Annotated in this window: 20 protein-coding genes; 16 read left to right on the forward strand and 4 right to left on the reverse strand. The window is 61.5% G+C overall.

Going from position 1 to position 20514, the window contains the following annotated elements; translation table 11 throughout:
- Nucleotides 1-321 carry a DMT family transporter gene (locus tag ASH01S_RS01590; RefSeq protein ID WP_067922388.1) on the forward strand — a complete coding sequence of 107 codons (321 nt, stop codon included), beginning with the start codon at nucleotides 1-3 and terminating at the stop codon, nucleotides 319-321.
- Between the two features lie 51 nt (nucleotides 322-372).
- Here ASH01S_RS01590 and ASH01S_RS01595 read toward each other — a convergent pair whose 3' ends face one another.
- The 3 genes from ASH01S_RS01595 to ASH01S_RS01605 all read right to left on the reverse strand — a co-directional run bounded on the left by ASH01S_RS01595 (nucleotide 373) and on the right by ASH01S_RS01605 (nucleotide 3399).
- The gene (locus tag ASH01S_RS01595; protein ID WP_067922392.1) at nucleotides 373-1374 is read right to left on the reverse strand and encodes a zinc-binding alcohol dehydrogenase family protein; all 1002 of its coding nucleotides are present in this window, start codon (nucleotides 1372-1374) and stop codon (nucleotides 373-375) included.
- 152 nt (nucleotides 1375-1526) lie between these two features.
- Nucleotides 1527-2888 carry a multicopper oxidase domain-containing protein gene (locus tag ASH01S_RS01600; RefSeq protein ID WP_067922395.1) on the reverse strand — a complete coding sequence of 454 codons (1362 nt, stop codon included), beginning with the start codon at nucleotides 2886-2888 and terminating at the stop codon, nucleotides 1527-1529.
- A 310-nt stretch (nucleotides 2889-3198) separates the two neighbouring features.
- On the reverse strand, nucleotides 3199-3399 hold the full coding sequence (locus ASH01S_RS01605) for a hypothetical protein (protein WP_067922398.1): 201 nt from the start codon (nucleotides 3397-3399) through the stop codon (nucleotides 3199-3201).
- Between the two features lie 180 nt (nucleotides 3400-3579).
- On the opposite strand from ASH01S_RS01605, the gene ASH01S_RS01610 reads away from it, so the two are divergent.
- The 7 genes from ASH01S_RS01610 to ASH01S_RS01640 all read left to right on the forward strand — a co-directional run bounded on the left by ASH01S_RS01610 (nucleotide 3580) and on the right by ASH01S_RS01640 (nucleotide 9958).
- Nucleotides 3580-3933 (forward strand): PadR family transcriptional regulator, encoded by a 354-nt coding sequence (locus ASH01S_RS01610; RefSeq protein ID WP_217996290.1) that lies wholly within the window; start codon nucleotides 3580-3582, stop codon nucleotides 3931-3933.
- Between the two features lie 3 nt (nucleotides 3934-3936).
- The gene (locus tag ASH01S_RS01615; protein ID WP_067922406.1) at nucleotides 3937-4653 is read left to right on the forward strand and encodes a hypothetical protein; all 717 of its coding nucleotides are present in this window, start codon (nucleotides 3937-3939) and stop codon (nucleotides 4651-4653) included.
- Between the two features lie 122 nt (nucleotides 4654-4775).
- A complete protein-coding gene (locus ASH01S_RS01620) occupies nucleotides 4776-6332 on the forward strand; it encodes a spore germination protein (protein WP_281178174.1) in 1557 nt (518 codons plus the stop codon).
- On the forward strand, nucleotides 6329-7615 hold the full coding sequence (locus tag ASH01S_RS01625; protein WP_157066937.1) for a Ger(x)C family spore germination protein: 1287 nt from the start codon (nucleotides 6329-6331) through the stop codon (nucleotides 7613-7615). Before ASH01S_RS01620 ends, ASH01S_RS01625 begins: the two co-directional genes overlap by 4 nt.
- Complete coding sequence (locus ASH01S_RS01630; protein ID WP_067922412.1) at nucleotides 7612-7851, forward strand: hypothetical protein; 240 nt, start codon at nucleotides 7612-7614, stop codon at nucleotides 7849-7851. Before ASH01S_RS01625 ends, ASH01S_RS01630 begins: the two co-directional genes overlap by 4 nt.
- Before the next feature lies 1 nt (nucleotide 7852).
- Nucleotides 7853-8956 carry a GerAB/ArcD/ProY family transporter gene (locus ASH01S_RS01635; RefSeq protein ID WP_067922415.1) on the forward strand — a complete coding sequence of 368 codons (1104 nt, stop codon included), beginning with the start codon at nucleotides 7853-7855 and terminating at the stop codon, nucleotides 8954-8956.
- A gap of 105 nt (nucleotides 8957-9061) precedes the next feature.
- A complete protein-coding gene (locus tag ASH01S_RS01640) occupies nucleotides 9062-9958 on the forward strand; it encodes an aldo/keto reductase (protein WP_067922418.1) in 897 nt (298 codons plus the stop codon).
- A gap of 75 nt (nucleotides 9959-10033) precedes the next feature.
- On the opposite strand, the gene ASH01S_RS01645 is transcribed toward ASH01S_RS01640, so the two are convergent.
- Complete coding sequence (locus ASH01S_RS01645; protein ID WP_067922421.1) at nucleotides 10034-10606, reverse strand: hypothetical protein; 573 nt, start codon at nucleotides 10604-10606, stop codon at nucleotides 10034-10036.
- A 293-nt stretch (nucleotides 10607-10899) separates the two neighbouring features.
- Here ASH01S_RS01645 and ASH01S_RS01650 point away from each other — a divergent pair, with 293 nt between their 5' ends.
- The 8 genes from ASH01S_RS01650 to fliS all read left to right on the forward strand — a co-directional run bounded on the left by ASH01S_RS01650 (nucleotide 10900) and on the right by fliS (nucleotide 20328).
- Nucleotides 10900-12126, forward strand: coding sequence for an MFS transporter (locus ASH01S_RS01650; RefSeq protein WP_067922424.1), 1227 nt, complete (start codon nucleotides 10900-10902; stop codon nucleotides 12124-12126).
- 119 nt (nucleotides 12127-12245) lie between these two features.
- Entirely contained in the window at nucleotides 12246-12740 is a 495-nt protein-coding gene (locus tag ASH01S_RS01655) for a flagellar protein FlgN (RefSeq protein ID WP_067922427.1), read from the forward strand.
- Between the two features lie 65 nt (nucleotides 12741-12805).
- Nucleotides 12806-14452 (forward strand): flagellar hook-associated protein FlgK, encoded by a 1647-nt coding sequence (flgK, locus tag ASH01S_RS01660; RefSeq protein ID WP_067922430.1) that lies wholly within the window; start codon nucleotides 12806-12808, stop codon nucleotides 14450-14452.
- Between the two features lie 122 nt (nucleotides 14453-14574).
- Entirely contained in the window at nucleotides 14575-15489 is a 915-nt protein-coding gene (flgL, locus tag ASH01S_RS01665) for a flagellar hook-associated protein FlgL (RefSeq protein WP_067922433.1), read from the forward strand.
- A gap of 120 nt (nucleotides 15490-15609) precedes the next feature.
- Nucleotides 15610-16182 carry a DUF6470 family protein gene (locus ASH01S_RS01670; protein WP_067922440.1) on the forward strand — a complete coding sequence of 191 codons (573 nt, stop codon included), beginning with the start codon at nucleotides 15610-15612 and terminating at the stop codon, nucleotides 16180-16182.
- 231 nt (nucleotides 16183-16413) lie between these two features.
- Nucleotides 16414-17700, forward strand: a complete 1287-nt coding sequence (locus ASH01S_RS01675) for a flagellin N-terminal helical domain-containing protein (RefSeq protein ID WP_067922443.1) — start codon at nucleotides 16414-16416, stop codon at nucleotides 17698-17700.
- A gap of 177 nt (nucleotides 17701-17877) precedes the next feature.
- The gene (gene fliD / locus ASH01S_RS01680) at nucleotides 17878-19914 is read left to right on the forward strand and encodes a flagellar filament capping protein FliD (protein ID WP_067922446.1); all 2037 of its coding nucleotides are present in this window, start codon (nucleotides 17878-17880) and stop codon (nucleotides 19912-19914) included.
- 15 nt (nucleotides 19915-19929) lie between these two features.
- Complete coding sequence (gene fliS / locus ASH01S_RS01685) at nucleotides 19930-20328, forward strand: flagellar export chaperone FliS (protein WP_067922449.1); 399 nt, start codon at nucleotides 19930-19932, stop codon at nucleotides 20326-20328.
- The last annotated feature ends 186 nt before the right edge of the window (nucleotides 20329-20514 follow it).

Below are 20514 nucleotides of genomic sequence, written 5' to 3' on the forward strand. Positions count from 1 at the left end.
ATGGCCTACTTGTATCTTGGCATCGCTATCGCCAGCGAGGTGTTCGCCACTTCCATGCTGAAGGCCACGCTGGGGTTCACACGTATTCTGCCTACCATCGGTGTGTTTCTCGGATACGGCGTCGCCTTCTACGCCATGTCGCTGGCGCTCAGGGACATCCCGCTCAGTGTATCCTACGCCATCTGGTCGGGCTTGGGGACTGCCAGCACGGCCATCATCGGCTGGATTTTCTGGAAGCAGGCTCTGAACGGGACGATGGTGGCCGGCATCCTGCTCATCATCGCCGGGGTGGTGCTGTTGAATCTGAATCGGGGCGCCTAGCGGACGGCCGCCTTCTGGGTTCGCGGCGGCCGTCGGATTCCGGTGCGGGTATTACCTCGCAAACCCCTCCAGCGCAATCTTACCAATGGTGCGCCGCGAGCGGATCTTGGCGAACGCGGCCGCCAGGTTGGCCGCGGAGATGGGCGACAGGCGCTCGGACAGGGTGGTCTGAATCTGCCCCGCGTCCACCCAGTCGGCCAGTTCGCAGAGGATGCGGTGCTGTTCCTCCATATCCGGCGTTTGGTGCTTGGAGCGCGCGAACATCGCCTCAATCGACCAGGTGATGCTTTTGTCCGCCATCGGCCGGAAGTTGAGCGGCTCCATCGGCGGCAGGATGGTGCAGATGCGGCCCATCGGGCGGAGCACCGAGAGCATGTTCTCCCAGTTGGAATGCACTTCGTTCAGGCAAAACACGTAGTCCACCTGGGGAATGCCAAGCGCCTGCAGCTGCGTCGCAAACGGCTGGGTGTGGTCGACGACATGGTGCACGCCGTGGGCCAGGGCCCATTCCCGCGATTCGGGTCTGGACGCGGTCCCGATGACAGTGAGGCCAGCGCGCCGTGCCAATTGCGTCGCTATCGATCCGACCCCGCCCGCGGCTCCGACGATGAGGATGGGCGCTCCCTGCATGCCCGTTTTGGCCACGCCGAGGCGCTCGAACAGGCCCTCCCAGGCGGTCAGGCTGGTCAGCGGCAGCGCCGCGGCTTCGGCGAAGTCCAGCGTGCGCGGCTTGCGTCCGACGATCCGTTCATCCACCAGGTGGTACTCACTGTTTGCGCCATTGCGCACGATGGAACCGGCGTAGTACACGTCGTCTCCTGGGCGAAACAGGGTGCACTCGCTGCCCACCGCCTCCACCGTCCCCGCCGCGTCCCAGCCGAGAATCCGCGGGGGCGCGGACGGATCGGCCGGGGGTTGCTTAGTATCGACGGGGTTCATCGCGACCGCACGTACACGCACCAGCAGGTCACGGCCGGTGGGCTCTGGTTTCTCGACCTCGATGTCCACCAGATTTTGGTTGGGATCCAGAGCGACGGCTTTCATCTTGGCCATGGTATCGCCTCCCAACAGTTGTTCATCCCCATTGTAACGCAAATCGGCGCCAAGCGGCGCCGCGCCCCAGGCACCCGGCAGGCTGACCCAGTTGCCTGCGGACCCGCGGATGGGCCGGATACAGCGGTCGGGCCCGCCCAGGCTGGCTGGGGCTACTTTTTCACGTCAAACATCGTGATCATCCCGCTCATGTTGCCTTGGCTGTCGGTCACGTGCGCCGCGATGTGGCAGTGGAACAACCACTTTCCGGGTTGGCTGGCCACAAACGACAGGTCATACGTGGTGCCGGGAGCGGTGTTGACCGTATCCATGGTCACGGGGGCGGGCAAGGGATACCCGTCCTGTTCAATCAACTGGAAGTGCATTCCGTGCAGGTGCATCGGATGATCCATGGCCCCGATGTTGATGAGGTGGACGAGCACCTTGTCACCGACCTTGGCGGGCAAGACGGGCGTGGCCGGGTAGGACAGCCCATTGATGGTGTACCCGAACTGCGGCGAGTCGTTGACGACCAATGTGTACTCCCGCTGATACCCGGGATGCACCTGTTTCCATGCGGTTCCTTTCGGTTCTACGATGAACGGGCCGAACAAACCCATGTTCTCCTGTTTCTCCATATCTTTCATAGGGTGGCTATGGTAGATATACGTCCCAGGTGGAGCCTTGACGGTGAACGTATAGGTCCACGAATGGCCGGGTTGAATATCGGGCTGACTGATTCCACCAGTGCCGTCCTGGGAAAACGGGACGTCGAGCCCGTGCCAATGCACGGTCGTCCCTTCCGGCAGTTTGTTGTCGACGACAATTTTCACTTTGTCCCCTTGGTCCACTTTGATTTCCGGCCCGGGTACAGATCCGTTGTACGCCCACGCTTTCGCCTTCTGCCCTGGTTTCACCTGCCACCATACGGGCTCGGCCGTCAAATGGAACACTTTATATCCGTCTTCCATCTTATACGGCAGCAGGCGGATATCGTCCGCTTGTTTCGGCTCCCCGGACCATCCGGTGCCGAGCGGCGCATACTGGGTCTTTGAACTGGAACTCGGTGTTTGGGAACGGGTGTCATGCATGCCCGTCATCGCATCGCCGGTCGTCGTTGGGGACGCGGCCTGGGGCTTGGAGACGACCACTGTTCCGGTCATGCCCGGATGGTAGGCGCAAAAATAGTGGTAGGTTCCCGGTTTGTGAAAGGTGTACGAGAAGGTTTGGCCCGTGGCCAGGTTCCCCGAATCGAAAAGCCCGTCCTTTTGCTCATGGGCACCGCTGGTGACCGTGTGCGCGACCGAATCGTCGTTGCGCCACGTGATGGTGGTGCCCGCGGTGATATGGATGGTTTTCGGATTATAGGCCATGTTCGTGATGGCGACGGTGATGGTCTTGTGCGGGGATGATTTGGCGGAGGCGGCGACACCTTGGGCGTCGTTGTGGGCAGCGGCTGGGGTTTGACACCCAACGCTGACCCCGGCTACACACAGTGCGGTCAGAACTGCTGCCAGTCGATACAATCGTTTCATCCCATCATCATCTCGGTGTCCATTTTTGGCGTTCACAAACTCGGTGCCAGGTCGATTGTATCACTTGTCCAGTTAGGGGATGCTAATTATCCGTGACAAGACTATGGCGATTGTTTGTCGATGACGGGGATTGTCATCGTCGCGCAGCCAGGAGGTTTATGCGCGACGAGGTCTCGCCTGCCGGAGGGCCGCCTTTTTTGGCGATGCCCAGCGGGCAGGGGGGAGGGGCAGAGCCCCGCTCACACGGCGCGCCGGGCGGGGCGGAAGGATTGTGCCCCGCCCGCGGGTAGGCGCCGGTCAAGTGAACCGGTCACCGCTTGTGGTGCACTGGGCAGCCGGGATCCAGCGTGACCTCTTGCGATCCGGGCTGCACCACATACCGGGGCACGTTGACCACGATGTTGCGCCGCACGTGAATCACCGGCTGCACCACGGGCACCTCGCGCGCGACATAGCAGTCGTGGTACACGTACACCGGCGGGCAAACAATGGGCGAGCAAGGTTTCATCATCAATTCTTCCTCCCTCCGTCGGAGTCGACATGGTATACATCCTTGCGTGTTCCATATCATGCTGGCGGGCGACCGCCTGATACGGACAGGTGTCCGGCGTGCATATGCCCGACGCTTCGTACTCCACGCCGCCATTGACTCCTCCGCTACCTTGCCATACAATGCACCCAACTAACTTGTATGACAAGGTATGTGATCCGTTTGAACGACCGCACACAGTTGCTGAAGGGCACACTGGAGGGCTGCATCCTGCAGGTCATCCGCGGTGAGGAGGCATACGGCTACGAGATCTCCGAAAAGTTGAGGATGGCGGGCTTTCCGGCGGTTTCGGAGGGGACGATATACCCACTCTTGCTCCGGCTCGAAAAAAACGGTTTGCTTACCGCCACCTACAGGGACTCTCCGTATGGGCCCAGGCGCAAGTACTATCGCCTCACTGAACTCGGGGAGGTGGCGCTGAAGGATTTCTACCGACAGTGGCGAGAGCTGGTGAGCTGTGTGGACCGGCTGTTCGCGGGGAACGAGGGGGAGTGAACCATGACCACGTTCAAGGAACTCAACCGAAAGAACAACGAGCTGCATCATCGCTTGAACGATGAAAACATGGAGATCATGACCAACATGGTGGTGTACCTGCGCTCGCGCCTGTCTGACTTCCAGGTGGAGCTGATTCGCCAGGACCTGCTCGACATGGCGCTCTCCGCGCAGGACCGCCATGTGCCGCTGTCGGAAGTGTTTGGGGAGGACTACAAAAAGTTTTGTGACGAGATTATCGAAAATGTGAAGCGACGGGACGGCCTGTGGACGGCGCTCGACTGGATCCGCTACATGAGCCTGGGGGTGGCCATGTTGGCCCTCTATGATTGCGTGTTGACAAAGCGCGTGCTGGACCTCTGGCGCTTCGTGGCCTCAGGCGCTCACGTGGTTCCGGCGTACCCCATCACAGCCGGTTTTGTGTTCAGTACCTTGGCAATTATGGCGGCGGCGCATGCGTTGGTGTTTGCCATTGCGAGGCACGCCTTCGAGACCCATCGGCTGTTGACCCTCTCAAGGCCGAGGCGATTCGCCATAGGCGCCGCCCTGGCGACACTGTTCTGTGCGTTTGTGCTGGCGACGTACGCATTGTCGAAGGTCGTCCTCGTGCGTATTTCCATGTATGCGTACCTTTGTGCGCTGGCTTCGTTGTTCGTCCTCTACGGCCTGTTGTCTCTGGTCCTGAAACGGCGCCGCGTCCCCATCGCCGGGTCATGGTAAGGAAATTCCTCCACAAGACGCACGCGCATGCGTGTTCCAAGTATTGGGCATGATACCTCCGACATGGGAATACCCAAGGTAGATAGACTCATTGTGGCAGTACAGAGGTGGGAGGGAGTATCGTGAGACGCCGACAAGGCCCGACCCCCGTCCCGCAGCAGGCCGAGCGGGCGGCTGCGGAGCTGGAGCGGCGGTTGATGCCCTGTCCCGATTTGCGCCAGCAGAGTCTGGTGGTGGCCGGACGGACTGCGGTGATCGTCTGGTTGGAGGGTCTGGTCGATGAGCAGCGCCTGCAGATAGGGCTGGGGGCGTTTGCGGCAGGAGGCCGAGAAGCGGCGCAGCCGGGCTGGTGGGAGCGCCTGGGCCTGGGGCAGGGACGGGCGACGGCCGAATCCAGGCGCGGTCCGGCTCCAGGGGGGCGCTCGCCGCTGTTGCCGATGCGGTCCGTCCGGCACATGGAGGCCGCCGTGGAGGCGGTGCTGGCGGGCAACGCGGTGGCGTTCCTGGACGGGGAGCCGTTCGCCACCGCTTGGGATGTCGAGAAATCACCAGGACGTACCATCGAACGGGCAGAAAATGAACCGACCCTGCAAGGTCCACAAGAAGCGTTTACCGAAAACTTGGGGGGAAACCTGGCGCTCTTGCGCAAGCGCCTGAAGACGCCCGGTTTCAAAGCAGAACCGTGGGAGTTTGGTGAGCGCTCGCGCACGCAAGCGGCGTTGCTCTATATCGAGGGCATGACCAAGCCGGAACTGTTGGACACTGTGCGCCGCCGCTTGGAATATGTGCACGTGGACGCGGTGGTCGACTTAAATGTGGTGCGTGAGTACATCAACGACGCACCGTTCAGCCCGTTTCCAACCACCGAGGAGACGGAGCGGCCGGAGCGGGTGGTATCGAGTCTGCTGCAGGGGCGGGTCGGCTTATTGATAGATGGATCGCCCAACTGTGTGATGGTGCCTGTGACCCTGCCCATGCTGCTCAACTCCCCAGAGGACTATTACATGCGCTTTGCGCTCGCTCTGCCGCTGCGCCTCATGCGCCACCTGATGTTTTGGTCGGCGATGTTGTTGCCTTCTCTGTATGTCGCCCTGCTCACGTACAACCAAGACCTGATGCCGACGCCGCTTCTCGTCAGCGTCGCAGCCCAGCATACAGGCATTCCGTTTCCCACGGTGATTGAGGCGCTGGCAATGATGGTGGCGTTCGAGACGCTCCGGGAGGCGGGCACGCGGCTGCCGCGGGCGGTCGGCCAGTCGGTGAGCATCGTCGGGACGCTCATCATCGGGGACGCGGCGGTACGGGCTGGGCTCGTGTCGCCGGGGATGGTGATTGTGGTGGCGGCGACAGGGGTTGCGTCGTTCACTCTGCCGGCTTTGGGGTTGGTGCAGGTGACACGATTGTTGCAGTTCTTGTTTGTCGGCGTCGCCGCCCTGATGGGGCTGTACGGGGTTATGCTACTGGCGGTGGCCACGGTAGGTCACCTGGTATCCATCCGCTCCTTCGGTATCCCCTATATGTCACCGTTGGCGCCAACGGTATGGAGCGACATGAAGGACACGGTCGTCCGCGCACCGTGGTGGGCGATGCGACAGCGTCCGCGCCAGTTTGAGCCGCTGGATTCAAGGCGGGCCAAGGGGAGGCCCGGGCAGCGCCAGAAGCGGTGGTGGGCGCGTTGACAAGGGCGTGGGCGTGGTGCCGTGCTTGGCTGTCAAGCCTGTTGCTCACGGTGTCTCTGGCGGCCGGGTGCGCTGACTACACGGAGGTGGACGACTTGTATGTTATGACCGGGCTGGGCGTGGACGTGGCCGATGACGGACGTTTGCGGGTAACAGCCGACATTATCAATCCAGACGCCAGCCAATCCCAGCAGACGGTCGGCACGGGCGGCGGGTCGCAAACGCCAGACCTGGTGGTGCAGACGGAGGCGGACAGTCTGGAGATGGCGATTGACGATGTACAGCGGCGCCTGCCACACCGGGTCTATCTGTCGCACAACGCGGTGGTGGTGCTCGGTGAGGGCATTGTACAGCGGCAGCTGCAGTCGCTCATGGACGAATTGGAGCGCAACCGCTCCATTCGCCGCAGCGAGCTGCTCATCATGACCAAGGACAGGGCGGCCGATGTGTTGTCGGCGCGAGTGGCAGCATCGGTGTCCTCGGCTCTGCGCCTGCAGGACGTGGTGGAACAGGCGGCCGACTGGTCTCCGGTTCTCCGCAGCGACCAACTGCATGTCATGAGGCGCTGGCTGAGCCCCTCCGGCACCAGCGCCATGATCTGGATCGACAGGAACGGCCAAGGTGAGCCGATTGTGCGCGGTTTGGCTTTGGTGACGCGCGAGGGACGGACGTTGTGGGTGGACGCTAAGGAGTGGCGCGGGATGTTGTGGTGGCTCTCTTCCACACGGGGGCTGCTGGATTCGGTTGCATGCCCAAAACCGCATGGCACGAGGATATTCGGCGGCGGTCGTGCCCGCGAAGCAGCGGGCCACCAAGGAGAGGACGGGTTGACCCGTTTGGACGAAACCGTCTTGGTTCACTGGCTGAGTACGCGCACGCGCGTACGCTGGGCGGGGACGGCGCAGAGGCCTAGGTTTTGGGTCGAGTGGCGGGGGGAAGGAGAGGTGGAACGCGGGTGCGCATCCATGCGCTTGGATACGGATGCGTACAGCCGGTTGGAAGCGGCCGCAGCGAGTTTGGTGCGGACCGAGATGCAGGCGGCGCTGCAGCGTGCGCGGCGTGCGGGGGTGGATGCGATGGGCCTGCAGAACGCGTTGTACCAGGCGGACGCGAAGGCCTACCAGGCTCTGGCCGCTCATCCCGACTGGTGGCAAACGGCCCCGGTTCACTACGACATCCGGGCGCGGCTGGTCCGGTCTTACATGGTGACACACTCGCCGTTTGGCGAGTATGCCCGCGAGAGTCAGAAGAAATCACTGGGCACGGGCGGATTGAGCCGATGAACGGGGTGGTCGGGGTGGGGCTGGCGCTGCTGTGCGGTGTGCTGCAATGGCGTTTTTTGCTCCGGGCCGAGGAACCTGGGGCCAAAACGGCCCGCTTGGTTTGGTGTGTGCTGATGGGGGCGGGTATGGTGGCAGCGTTTGTGGCGGGGCGTCAGGACTTTCCGTCCCTGCATCCACTCGGGTGGCTTGAGACGGTGTTCACGCCGCTGACGCGGTGGCTGTACGAGGTGGGATAGGGTGGCCCAGATTTCGCGTTACCAGGTGATTTTGATGCTGGTGTGGGTGGTGCTCGGAACGGGCATTCTCACCATGCCTGGCACCATCGCCCAGTTCACCGTGCACGACGCCTGGATGGGCGCCTCCTTCTTGCTGTTGGGAGGGGGACTGTCGGCCGGGGTAGCGTGGCTGCACGTGCGGTTGTTTCCCGGCCTCACGCTGACGCAGGCTGTGCGGGCGGCATTTGGACCGTGGATTGGCCGCTTTCTGGCCGTGTGGCTGTGCCTGTGGCTGCTGATTACCACCGCTACGGTTGGACGCGAGATGAGCGCCTTTGTCACGGTCGCCACATTGCCCAACACGGCGGAGTATCTGGTCGGCGCCGCTGCTTTCGCCTGTGTGGCGTATCTGGTGTATCTGGGGATTGAGGTGGTGGGGCGCGTCAACGAGTTCATCATGCCGCTGGTGCTGGTCATTGTCCCTCTCTTGTTCGTGTTGGCGCTGCGCTGGTTTGACGTTGCCGCCTTTCAGCCGGTTTGGGCGGAGGGATTCACTCCCATCTGGCGCTCCGGCATCGTCCCGGCTTTTGCCTACGGTCTGGAGTTTGTTGTCGCCCTGCAGTGGGTGCCTGCGCTGCGGACTCCGCGCACGCTGCCCTTGGACATCCTGATTGCGTCCGCAGTCAGCAGCCTGATTCTCACCGTGTTGGTGGTGGAGACGGTCGGCGTCGTCGGCTGGCCGGTGAAATACATGAACTACCCTGTGTTGGAGGTGGTGCGGGCGATTCGCCTGGGAAAGCTGATTGAGCGGCTCGACACCGTGTACGCGATGGGGGTGGTAGCCATCCTGGTGTTGAAGCTGAGTGCCATTCACCTGTCCCTGTGCCGCGCGCTGCAGGATGTCTGCGGTACGCAAGATGCGCGCTGGGCTGTGTTGCCGGCCGCGTTCGCCGTGTGGGCCGCGAGTTACTTTTTATTCCGCAACACTGCGGGCGTCACCGCCTTCATCCTGTCCGTGGTGCCTGGCTACTTTCTGGTGACAGCCATCTTCCTTCCGCTTGTTTCCTACGCCGCCGCTTGGCTGCGGCGGAGGCCGTGGCGGCGCACAGCAGCCGGCCGCCTCTGACCCGCCCGCGTTGCTCATTGCCGTGGATTCGTCCGTTCATGCATCAGACCCTTTTATCTTTTATAATAAATTTCGATAGCGAATTTTGGGGCAGGAGATGAGACCATGGAGCGGAGAAAATACGGCAACACCGATATGACGGTCAGTGTGCTGGGCTTCGGCGGCGCCGAGATCGGCTTTCGTGGTGCGTCCGTTCAGGATGTGGAGCGCCTGTTGGGGTCGGCGCTGGATGCGGGGTTGAACGTGATTGACACGGCCGCCTGCTACGCGACCAGCGAAGAGCTGATTGGCCAGGCGGTCGGTCATCGGCGCCAAGATTATTACCTGTTCACCAAGTGCGGCCACGCGGCCGGTCTGGATACGCCGGACTGGCACCCGCAGACAATAACCGCCAGCATCGACCGCAGTCTCAAACGACTGCGCACCGACTACGTCGACGTCATCCACCTGCACAGCTGCACCCTGGACGTGCTCAAGCAGGGGGACGTCATCGAGGCCCTGCAAAAGGCACGGGAGGCCGGGAAAACCCGCTACATCGGCTACAGCGGCGACGGCCAGGCGGCGCTGTACGCGGTCGAGTCGGGCGCCTTCGATAGCCTCGAGACCTCCGTGAACATTGCGGATCAGGAGGCGATTGAACTGACCCTGCCGAAGGCGCAGGCGCGGGGTATGGGGGTTGTCGTGAAACGGCCGATTGCGAACGCGGCGTGGCTGCACGCCTCCCTCCCGGACAATACCTACATCCAACCGTACTGGCGCCGTCTGCAGGAGCTGGATTTGGACATCACAAGGCGTGGCCCGCGCGATTCGGTGGCCGCCGCGTTGCGTTTTACCCTGAGTGTGCCGGGGGTGCACACGGCGATTGTCGGGACGTCGAATCCCACCCGGTATGTGGAGAACGCGGCGATGGTGGCAGAGGGCCCGCTGCCGGCGCCGGAGTACGACGCCATCCGCCGGCGCTGGCGCGAGGTGGCCAAACCCGACTGGGTGGGACTGGAGTAAAGCGGGGGCTGTGTCCGTATGACCATGGCCAGCCCCGACGGCTGGCCATTGTCGACGAAACATGGCTGACGCTGCTTAGCTCTCCGGATTGCCGGGCCGGCTCCTCCGCCGACGCCGGCGCGTGGTTGCCTTGCGCTTGGAAATGCGGAGCTTCACCTCCCGTTCAATCGTGGTGTGGCGCGTGATCATCGCGGGTGTCATTTTACCCTGCGCGGTGAAGGCGCAAAAGTCGTATGGGGTTTTCAGCTCGTCTTTCGAGACCTGCATCTCGTCGGCCAGGCCGTCTCTGTCCAGCACCTCGCGCTCCCGAAACTTGGGTGAGAGCACAGCGTTTTCTCCGCTGGGCAGAGGGATGATGATTTCCTCTTCGCCGCTCTCGTGAAACAACTGTTCCAGCTCTTCAAACAGAAGCTTGTTTTCCTCGTTGCGCTCCTTGGCAATTTCCTTGTTCTGAAAATAACGCCGGACTAAATCCTCCAGCTTCAGGCGCAGGGTCTCCTCGACCTCTGTTTCCGCGAACGCCGGCGGCGCCTCCGCTGTGTCGGTTGTTGCCTCCCCTTGGCTGGCCAATCCGTCTTCTTTCACGCTCGCCAAGGTCTTGTCTTCTGGCTCACTCGGCGTCCGCAGACGGTTCTCGGTTGTTGACACGATACCTTCCACCTCACAACGTGTTGTCCCAACGAAACTGCCCGTATCGCTCCGTCGACTGGACCCCGGCGGGAACCCACAGAGGTCTATGTTACACGATGCGGACGGGCCGTGTCATGTGAAGGGAGGCTGCGGTTGCGAAGGCAGGTGAGCAAATTCCTTATTGTCAGGGACGGCAGACAGGTTTAGACTGTATCTGTTTTCTGACGGCGTCGCCGCCGGGGGATGTATGGACGCGCTGGAGGCTCGCGCGTCGACGCCAGTCCAATTCGCACACAGCGGGGGAAGTCGGGATGGGCCTGCCCAAAGACTTGCGGCGGATTTTGTGGATGTCGTCCGTGTTTCTCGTCATCTTTACCTTCATGGGCATCTTTGTCAACCTGTACATCTGGGAGCGTCACCAAAGCATCGCCGAGTTGTGTTGGTACAACATCGTCCTGTTCATGGCCTGGGGCGTCGGTTTCACCACCGGCGCGGGCAGTCTCACGCGGTTTTCCTGCCGGGTGCCGATGCGCCTGTCGGCGCTCTCGGGCCTGGCGGCGTTCGTCGTCCTGTGCCTCGTCCATGTCCATGACGAGTACCTGTGGATTGCGCTGGTCGCCATCCCCGCCGGCCTGTTTGGAGGTTTTTATTATTCCGGGCAAAACCTGAGCATCATCCGCTTGGGCCGAGGCGAGGAATTCTCCGCGTTCTACTTCTATCAGAACTTGATCAACCAGGTGGTCGGTCTGGTCAACCCGCTTCTGTTCGCGCTCTTCATCCACTGGTTCGGCTATGGCAGCTCGTTCCTCCTGATGATGCTGTTTGTCTGCGTCATGTTTGCCCTCTCGTTTCTCGTCCCGCCCATCACGTACAAACAGGACGTGGACGCGGGCGGATCGTTCTACAGCCACATGTCCTGGCGGGACGTGTTTCCGACGCGAAGCCTGCGCTGGATGCACGCTGGGTTATTTGCGGGCGCGCTGTTCTTCCAGTTCCAGTCTGCCCTCTCGCTGATTCTGACGTTCAGCGTCACCGGCAACAGGGTGGTCATCGGGCTGCTGAGCATGGGCTACACCCTGGCCTGTATCCTGGCCTTGCGGCTGTACCAGCGCCTGGAACTCCCGGGCCGGCAGTGGATGAACATCGGCGTGGGGCTCATCGCGGCCGGGTTCCTGCTCGCTGTGTTCCCGCAGGCCACTGTCCGCGTCGTCTCCAACTTTTTTACCACGGTCGGCATGTTTTACTTCGGATCCGTATGGAATGCGCAGCAGTACGCGATGTTCAGCGAGTTGTCGCCGATGCATTCGGCGCGCCTTTTCACCTGGCGCGAGAACACGTTTAATGTGTCGCGGATTTTTGTGTACGCGGCTTTGTTTCCGCTGCACCGGTTGGCGGGGCCGCCGTTTTACGCCATCCTGGCGGCGATTCTGGTCTGCTCGGTGCTGGTCCCGTATCTGCAGAACAAGTCGCTGGAGCTGGCGCGGGGGTCTCGCGTGGCGGCCCGCCCGCTGCCGCAGGGACCGGGCAAAGGTGTGTAGCAAGATGCAAGATGCGGGCGCGTGGTGCCGATATATTGATAGAGGACAGGAGCACCCGTTGGGTTGACACGGCTGCTTGGGTTGGCAATCCCGGCCCCCATCAGCAAAGGGGTGGTTGCATGAGCGACACAGTCCAGAGGCTGTTGACGCTGCTTGAACTGCTGCTGGCGGAGCACCAGCAGTTGGTTTCCTTGACGGAACGCCAAAAGAGTGCATTGATTCGAAGGGACACTCGCGCCTTGGAGCCGCTGGTGGCGAAGATTGACAGGTCCGTCACCCGCGTGCAGGAGCTGGAAACCGAACGCCGACGTCTGCAAGCGGATTTGGCCCGGGAATACCAGCTGGAGGAAGGCCAGGTGACGGTGTCGGAACTGGCGCGCCGCTTGGAGGCGCCGCTGGCGGGGCGCCTGCAGAAGCTGGGGGCGGCCCTGCGCGAGGCGATTGTCCGGCTGCAGCAGCTCTGCGCCGAAAACGAGCGAATCATGCAGCAGTCGCTGCGCTACATTGAGCAGATGTTTGAGTGGATACGGGGCAGCGCCGAGAGCACAGGCTATGGGCCGCGGACCCCGGCGGGGCGTTCCCCGTCGTCTGTGGCCATCAACGTGCGGGCGTAGAGAGAAGCTGCGGAGGGAGCAACCGCTAGGCTTCGTCATGCTGGAACATAGAAGGAGGTTGTCGCGTGCTCGGAACCTTTCTCGGCTTGGAAATCGCGACGCGGGGGCTGCAGGCGCAGCAGGCGGCGATTGAGGTTACCGCCCACAACGTCGCCAACGCCAATACACCGGGGTACAGCCGCCAACGGGCCGATTTGACCGCAACCCTGCCGCTGGAGGTCCCCGGATTGACCAGCGCGGTGCACGGACAGATTGGTACCGGGGTCGAGGTGGCGGAGATTCAGCGCCTGCGGGACAACTACCTGGACAACCAGTACTGGGACCAGAATCAGTACCTGGGCCAGTGGCAGGCGACACAGGATTCGCTGCAGAAGATCACGGCCATCTTGAATGAACCGTCCGATTCGGGCATTTCCACCGTGATGCAGAGCTTTTGGAACGCTTGGGACCAACTCGCGACCAATCCGGGCGATTTGAGCGCGCGCAACCTGGTCGCGCAAAGCGCGGTCACGGTCGCCCAGACGCTCAACCAAATGGCCAATCAGCTTTCCGACCTGAACGACGATTTGACGACCAGCCTCGGCGACACGGTGGATCAGGTCAATTCGTACCTGACCCAAATTGCCCAGTTGAACAAGCAGATTGACATTGTCTCCCAATCTGGCAACCAGCCGAACGACCTGTTGGACCAGCGTGACTACCTGGTGGACCAGCTGTCGAGCCTCGTGGATATCTCGGTCAAGTCGGACGGGACGACGCCGTTCCAGATCTCGATTGGCGGCACGGTGGTGCTGGACGACCAAACGGTGGAGACCGATCCGTCCGACCCCTCGCAGCCTGTGCTGCATACCACGGGTGACCCGGCGAATCCGTTGTCCATTCCGGTGAGCGGTGGCCAGGTGAAGGGGTTGGTCGACTCGCTGTCGCTGCTCGCGGGCTATCAGGAGGATTTGGACGCGTTTGTCAACGGTTTGGTTAACGGCCCGGCGACCATCACCCTGGCCGGGGACTGGACGGTGAGCGCGTCCGCGGGCGGGGCGACCCTGCCGGTGGACATGACGATAGGGGGCCAATCGTATTCTGCCGGGACGCTGCTCTCCGACATCGCGGCGGACAATCCATCGCTCGGCATCACGTTTGACGCTTCGGGGGACGCGACCATCCCGCAGGGAACACAGATCACCGTTGACGGGCTGAACGCGTTGGAGGAGATGGGGTACAACGAGAACGGGGACCACGCGCCCCCCTTGTTCCTCGCCGGCACGGAGACGTCTGGGGAGCCCATCACCGCGGCCAACATTACGGTGAATCCGGAAGTGCTTTCGGACGTGTCCCAGTTGGCGGCGGGGCTGTCCACAAACGCGGGCGATGGGACGCTGGCCACCACCATCAGCAGCCTCAAGAGCGCCGAGATTCAGTTTTCCGATGCCGCCGACTCATCGGCCACGATGCCGCTCAAACAAGGGACCTTGGACGAATTCCTGCAGGCGGTCGTCGGCCAGCTGGGCATCCAGGGCCAGCAGGCTGAACAAGAAGTGTCCGCGCAGCAGGCGGTGATGCAGCAGATTGACATGCAGCGCCAGTCCGTGTCCGGGGTGTCGATTGACGAAGAGATGTCCAACCTGATTCAGTACCAGCAGGCGTACAACGCCTCGGCGAAGGTGATATCGGTCATCAACGATCTGCTCGATACCCTGATACAAAACGTGTGATGCTCTGCACCTCGCTCGCGGGATGGTGTGGCTTTGTGGCGGCTTGCGGGCGGTGCCGGAAGAGCTGGCGCGGCGGCTACGGCCTGCCGGCGCGCGGTGTTCAGTTCGGGGAGGGATGAACGGTGCGAATCACCCAAGGCATGCTCAACCAGCAGATGCTGTATGATCTCGAAAACAACACGCAGCGACTCAGTCAACTGCAGAATGAGGTGGCGACGGGCCAGCGGATCAATTCCCCGGCGGATGATCCGATTGGCGTCGGTTTTGTGATGCGCTACAACAGCGACATCGCCTACTACCAGCAGTACCAAAGCAATGCCAACGCCGCTCAGGGCTTCCTGAATTACACCGATACGGTGATGAACCAGGCGATACAGGTTATCCAGCGTGCCCGCGACCTGGCGGTGCAGGGGGCGTCCGACACCATGGCGCCGTCCGACCGCGAGGCTTTGGCTTCTGAGGTCGACCAGCTGTATCAGCAGCTGGTGACCATCGGCAACTCGCAGTACAACGGCCAATACATTTTCAACGGCCAGCAGACGAACATTGCGCCCTACCCCACAACCGGTGCCGAGAACGCCACAACCGATACGGGATCCATCCTGTACGACCTGGGTGACGGGATTGAGATGAACGTGAATACCCCGGGCAGCCAGTTTTTTGGCGATGCGGTCGCTGCAACGGACGCGGGCAAGGGCGCGAGTGACAACGCGTTTGACCTGTTGTTGAGCCTGAGCACGGCGCTGAAAAACGACGACGGGCAGGCCGTCAGCCAACTGTTGGGGCAATTTGACTCGCGGCTCGACCAAATGACCGCGGCGCAGGCCAATGTGGGCGCACGGCTCGACCGCATCCAGTTTGAGCAAAACCGTCTTTCCGACTTGGTGAACAACTTCCAGTCCTTGCTCGCTGGGGTGCAGGACGCGGACATGGCGCAGACCATCACGGATTTGACCACCGCCCAGACGGTGCAGCAGGCGTCGCTCGCGGTTGGGGCACGCATCATCGTGCCGACGTTGGTGGATTTTCTGAAGTAGCCTTCCCGGTCCCTGGCGTCGCTTTGGTGCAAGCTGCCGTCCGGCGCCTGAGCGCTGTGTGATCTGTGTCAAGTGGGCGAGAGTCCTGCGGACTGATGGCCGCATGTCGGAGGGGGACGGATGATACCGCAAATCCAGATTCAGCAGGTGTTTGGACAAATCGGTATACGCTACTCCCCGGCGCACTGGGAGATTCACACCCGCCAGGCGGACTTGACGATTGACGCCCCGGCTGCGGAACTGACCATTCACACAATCCCCGGCCGCTTGGATATCGACCAAACAGAGGCGTTTGCGGACGAGGGCCTGCGCACCCCGCTTGAGTTCTCCAAGCACCAGGCCGCCCTCGCCCGCCAGGCGGCCGCCCAGGGTGTGGCGGACACGGCCGACTGGGGCCAGCGCTTTTTGCACATTGAGCAGGGCGACCCCCTGCCGCAGTGGGTGATGCGCTATCGTGACCACCAGCGTCAATTTGCCCCTCAGTTGGTTCCGCGCCCGTTTTCTGTGAAGATTCACTACCAGCCGGGGCACGTGGATATCAAGGCGCACGTTCAACCCGTGCGGGTGTCCGCCGTCACGCATCCGGTCGAGGTGGAGTTTCAGCCGGGGAGCGTACACACCTACCTCGCGCGGGCTCCCCAATTGCGGGTGATTTCTCCACCGATGGCGGCGTTGGCTGACGTCCGAGCGTGAGCGCACGGATGCGTCCACGCCGGACCGCACAGCCGTGTTACCGGGCTGCGTCGAGATATAGATTGGCCTCTCGATCTCCTCTTTCCAGCCCTCTTGATTTCCAGCACGCGATTTCATGACGAACGATGCAAGTTTGGGGCGCTTTCCGCCGATATAAGGAATGAGTGGATGGACAAGTGTCCTCCGAACCCCGCGCAGCCGGGGAAACCTCACAAGGGAAGGGTGTACTGCATGAGCTATGGACTCATCATCAACCACAACCTGGGTTCGATGAACGCTCTGGCGGCTCTGGACCAGAACCAGAACAGCCTGCAGTCCGCACTGCAACAGTTGTCTACCGGCAAGCGCATCAACAGCGCGGCCGATGACGCGGCGGGCCTGGCGATTTCGCAGAAGATGCAGGCGCAGATCAACGGTTTGGACCAGGCGTCGCAGAATGCGCAGGATGGAATTTCGTTGATTCAGACCGCGGAAGGTGCGCTCAACGAGACGCAGAGCATCCTGCAGCGCATGCGGGAACTGGCCGTCCAGGCGGCAAACGATACGAACACGGATGCGGACCGTGCGCAGATTCAGACGGAAATTGACCAGCTCTCGCAGGAAGTCTCCCGTATTGGCAGCACGACACAGTTCAACACCAAGAACTTGTTGGACGGTTCTTTCAGCGGCACATTCCAAATTGGGGCCAACCAGGATCAGAACCTGTCCCTGAGCATTGGGGATATGCGCGGCTTCGCGCTGGGCGTGGCCGGCGATGTCGGCGAGCAGGTTTCTGCAACCGTCACCAATACCAACGGCACGCTCACGGCTGGAACATACAACGTCGTGCAAGACGGTTCGAATTACAACCTGGTGGACGGCAGCGGCAAGGTGGTCGCCACGAGCACGGACGGTGGCATTACCTACGTTTCAACGGCCGACCCGTCCGGCGCTGATCAGTTGGCGTTCAGCGGTGCCACTGAAGCCGTCACCTCTGGTGAAATTACGATCTCGAGCACTAGCGGCGGCCTGACCGCTGTTGGGTACCACGACGTGGCCAACACCGGCCTGCAGGCTGGTACGTACACATTGGACGCTACTGACCAGTACCTGAAAGATTCGAATGGCAACATTATCGCCACATCTACCGATGGTGTGACGTACAAAGATGCCGCCGGTAATACGCTCTTCAAATTGGACGCTGCGCCAGCCGCCGACACCACCATCCAGGTTGGCGGCATTGACGTGTCGAGCCAGTCGGCCGCAAACGCCGCTATAACCACCATTGACAAGGCGATTCAAACGGTATCGACGCAGCGCGACAATCTGGGCGCCTATCAAAACCGTCTTGAGCACACCATCAACAACCTGGAGGCCTCGTCGCAGAACTTGACCTCCGCCGAATCCGGCATCACCGATACCGACATGGCGTCTGCGATGGCTGAGTTCACAAAGGACAACGTCCTGCAGCAGGCGGCGGTGTCCATGTTGGCCCAGGCCAATCAGCAGCCGCAGTTGGTTCTCAAGCTGCTCGGTTGATTCGGTGCTGCTTTGGCGGGAAGCCGGCCGCCTTGGCCGGTTTCCCGGCCAAGGCGGTTCTGCACGTCTCCTGCCTTGTGCGCGGCTTAGATTAACGGTCTGCGAATCGTGCATCCGCGTTCTGTACCTAAATCCATGCGTGCACCCGCGCGTATTTCCTTATGAGGAGGCCTTGCCATGACTTACATCGGTGCGCTGTCGGGGGGTTATTCGGGTGGCGGAAGCTCCGCCAGCGGAATAAACCAGGCGACGTACACGCTGGGCTCGGGGCTGTCCGGTTTGGCGTCTGGCGTTGACACCGACAGCATCGTCAACGCCATGGTGCAGGCGGCCCAGGTGCCGCTTGTGCAGCTCTTGCAGCAGCGGCAGATCCTGCAGTGGCAGGAGATGCGGTATCAGCAGGTCAACGCTTCGCTCACGCAGTTGCAGAACACGGTGCAGTCGATGCAGCTGCAATCCACATTCATGGCGCACTCAGTGACCTCGTCGAACACCTCTGTGGTGACGGGGAGCGCCACGACGCTGGCGGCCAACGGAACGTACAGCGTCACGGTCAACCGGCTGGCCCAGGGGGCGACCGTGGTTTCGACATCGCCGGTCACGGCCAATTTGAGCACGGAGACGGTCGGGGATGTCAACGGCGGCAACGGCATCACCCTTAACATCAATGGACAAACGCTGCAGTTCAGTGCGTCCGACACACTGCAGTCCGTGTTGTCGTCTATCACGAGCAACACCGCTACTGGGGTCTCCGCGTTTGCCGATCCGAACACCGGCAGTGTGGTCCTGCAGACGTCCTCGACGGGCGGCGCGGCGAAGATCCAGGTGGACAGCCAAACGTACGCGTTTTTGAGCGCCGCCTTCAACCTGGGACAGCCGCAGTCCTTGACCACCAAGGACCTTTCCGCAGGCCTCGCCCAGAACACGACGATCCAAATCAACGGACAGACCATCACGCTCCAAGCGGGATGGACAGCGGCGGATATCGCCGCCGCCGTGAACCAGTATTCGTCCACCACCGGCGTATCCGCGCAGGTCAACGGGGACGGAACCTTGACCTTAAATCCGTACGAGACCGATTCCACCACGGGCACGACGTACGACCTGCTCTCGCTCATCAGCGTGGATGATCCGTCCGGTGCCCTCGGGCTGCCCAGTTACTCAGCCACCGACAGCCAGCGTGTGGCCCAGAACGCGGAGTACACGATCAACGGCTACACTACTACCAGTCCGACCAACCAGGCCACCTACAACGGTCTCACCCTGAACCTGTATTCCACCGGCAGCGCCAACGTGACGGTGGGAACGGACGTGGACTCGATTGTCAATGCCATCACCAACTTTGTGCAGCAGTACAATCAAACGCTGCAATTGATGCAGGGGCTGTACAACGAGCAGCGCAATTACGACTACCAACCGCTGACGGCGCAGCAGGCGTCGCAGATGACCCAGGACCAAATCGAAAAATGGAACGAGCAGGCGCAGAGCGGCATGCTCGCCAACGATCCGCTTTTGGGCAGCATCATGGACACGCTGGAGAACGACATGCAGCTGCAGCTCTCCGGGCAGACCCAGTCGACCGTCAACGGACAAACGGTGACATTAAATACGCTTGCTTCCATCGGCATCACACCGATTGACCCGTTGACCGGCGTCTCGTCGGGAGCAACGGCGCCTGGGGTGACAACCACCGGCTGGAACACATACGGGCTGCTGCAGATTGACACGGACCAGTTGCGTGCCGCCATTCAGGCCGATCCGCAGGCGGTGATGCGACTGTTTACGAACAACCCGCAGATATCGAGCGGATCGTCTATGGGCACAGGCGTCGCTGTGCAGTTGTACAACGATCTTTCGAACTCCATCCAGCAGTTGACCGATGAAGCCGGAAGCAACCCGAACATTCTCAGTGAAATCCAGACCCAAACTTCGAACGGGACAACCATTTCTGGGGCCGGGCTTCTTCCGTACACATTGATAGATCCTAATGCCGACTTTTCTACATTGTTTGGCTCGGATAGTCTCGATATCAGCTTTTTGGGCCAGCAGATATCCGGCATGGATTCCGAGGCCGAGGATATGCAGCAACAGATCAGCGACTTGCAGCAGCGTTACCAAAACGAATTCAGCCAGATGGAGCAGGCCATTGCGCAGCTGAGTACGCAGTCCAGCTACCTGTCTAGTCTGTTCGGGTCTTCCAGTTCTTCGTCGTAAGGAGGTCTTTGATTCGTGACGAATCCAGCATATGCGGCGTACCGTCAGGCGTCCGTGCAGACAGCGAGCCCGGACCGGCTGCTCATCATGCTGTACGATGGCCTCATTGCCGCTTTGGAGAACGCGAAGGCGGCGCTGGAGAGCGGCGATGTCGACGTGTCGCACAAGCAGTTGATGAAGGCGCAGAGCATCATCCGGGAAGGGTTGTGGGGGCCGCTTGACATGCAGTACGAGATCTCGAAGCCGCTGGCGTCCCTCTATCAATACTTTCACCAGCGCTTGGTCGAGGCCAACCTGAAAAAGGACGTCCATCCGGTCGTGGAGGTCCTTGACCATATCCGCGGCCTCCGCGAAACATGGGTGGAGGCAGCCGCCAAGGCTCGGCAGGAGCAGGCCCAGCAGCTGCAGGGATGATCCACCGGCGCAACGCGCGGTGCGGTCCGGCAGCCACATTTGGTATCACGCTAGGGGAATCATCGGTATGAGGCGCGTGTTTCCATTGGGAACGCGCGCCTCGCTTTCATGTGCGGGACAAGGAGGCGGACGTCATCCGGCCAGCGTGCTTGACACATTCCCAAGGATTCATATAGTGTTGAAATA

The organism is Alicyclobacillus shizuokensis NBRC 103103 (genome assembly GCF_001552255.1).
GTDB lineage: Bacteria > Bacillota > Bacilli > Alicyclobacillales > Alicyclobacillaceae > Alicyclobacillus_G > Alicyclobacillus_G shizuokensis.

Excerpts from the sequence above, each read along its gene's own strand:
- ASH01S_RS01670 (WP_067922440.1), top strand. The coding sequence starts at position 15,610 with ATGATACCGCAAATCCAGATTCAGCAGGTGTTTGGACAAATCGGTATA.
- ASH01S_RS01630 (WP_067922412.1), top strand. The coding sequence starts at position 7,612 with ATGAACGGGGTGGTCGGGGTGGGGCTGGCGCTGCTGTGCGGTGTGCTG.
- ASH01S_RS01590 (WP_067922388.1), top strand. The coding sequence starts at position 1 with ATGGCCTACTTGTATCTTGGCATCGCTATCGCCAGCGAGGTGTTCGCC.
- ASH01S_RS01675 (WP_067922443.1), top strand. The coding sequence starts at position 16,414 with ATGAGCTATGGACTCATCATCAACCACAACCTGGGTTCGATGAACGCT.
- ASH01S_RS01655 (WP_067922427.1), top strand. The coding sequence starts at position 12,246 with ATGAGCGACACAGTCCAGAGGCTGTTGACGCTGCTTGAACTGCTGCTG.
- ASH01S_RS01610 (WP_217996290.1), top strand. The coding sequence starts at position 3,580 with ATGACAAGGTATGTGATCCGTTTGAACGACCGCACACAGTTGCTGAAG.
- ASH01S_RS01600 (WP_067922395.1), bottom strand. The coding sequence starts at position 2,888 with ATGAAACGATTGTATCGACTGGCAGCAGTTCTGACCGCACTGTGTGTA.
- fliD (WP_067922446.1), top strand. The coding sequence starts at position 17,878 with ATGACTTACATCGGTGCGCTGTCGGGGGGTTATTCGGGTGGCGGAAGC.
- ASH01S_RS01605 (WP_067922398.1), bottom strand. The coding sequence starts at position 3,399 with ATGATGAAACCTTGCTCGCCCATTGTTTGCCCGCCGGTGTACGTGTAC.
- ASH01S_RS01595 (WP_067922392.1), bottom strand. The coding sequence starts at position 1,374 with ATGGCCAAGATGAAAGCCGTCGCTCTGGATCCCAACCAAAATCTGGTG.
- ASH01S_RS01615 (WP_067922406.1), top strand. The coding sequence starts at position 3,937 with ATGACCACGTTCAAGGAACTCAACCGAAAGAACAACGAGCTGCATCAT.
- ASH01S_RS01650 (WP_067922424.1), top strand. The coding sequence starts at position 10,900 with ATGGGCCTGCCCAAAGACTTGCGGCGGATTTTGTGGATGTCGTCCGTG.
- ASH01S_RS01640 (WP_067922418.1), top strand. The coding sequence starts at position 9,062 with ATGGAGCGGAGAAAATACGGCAACACCGATATGACGGTCAGTGTGCTG.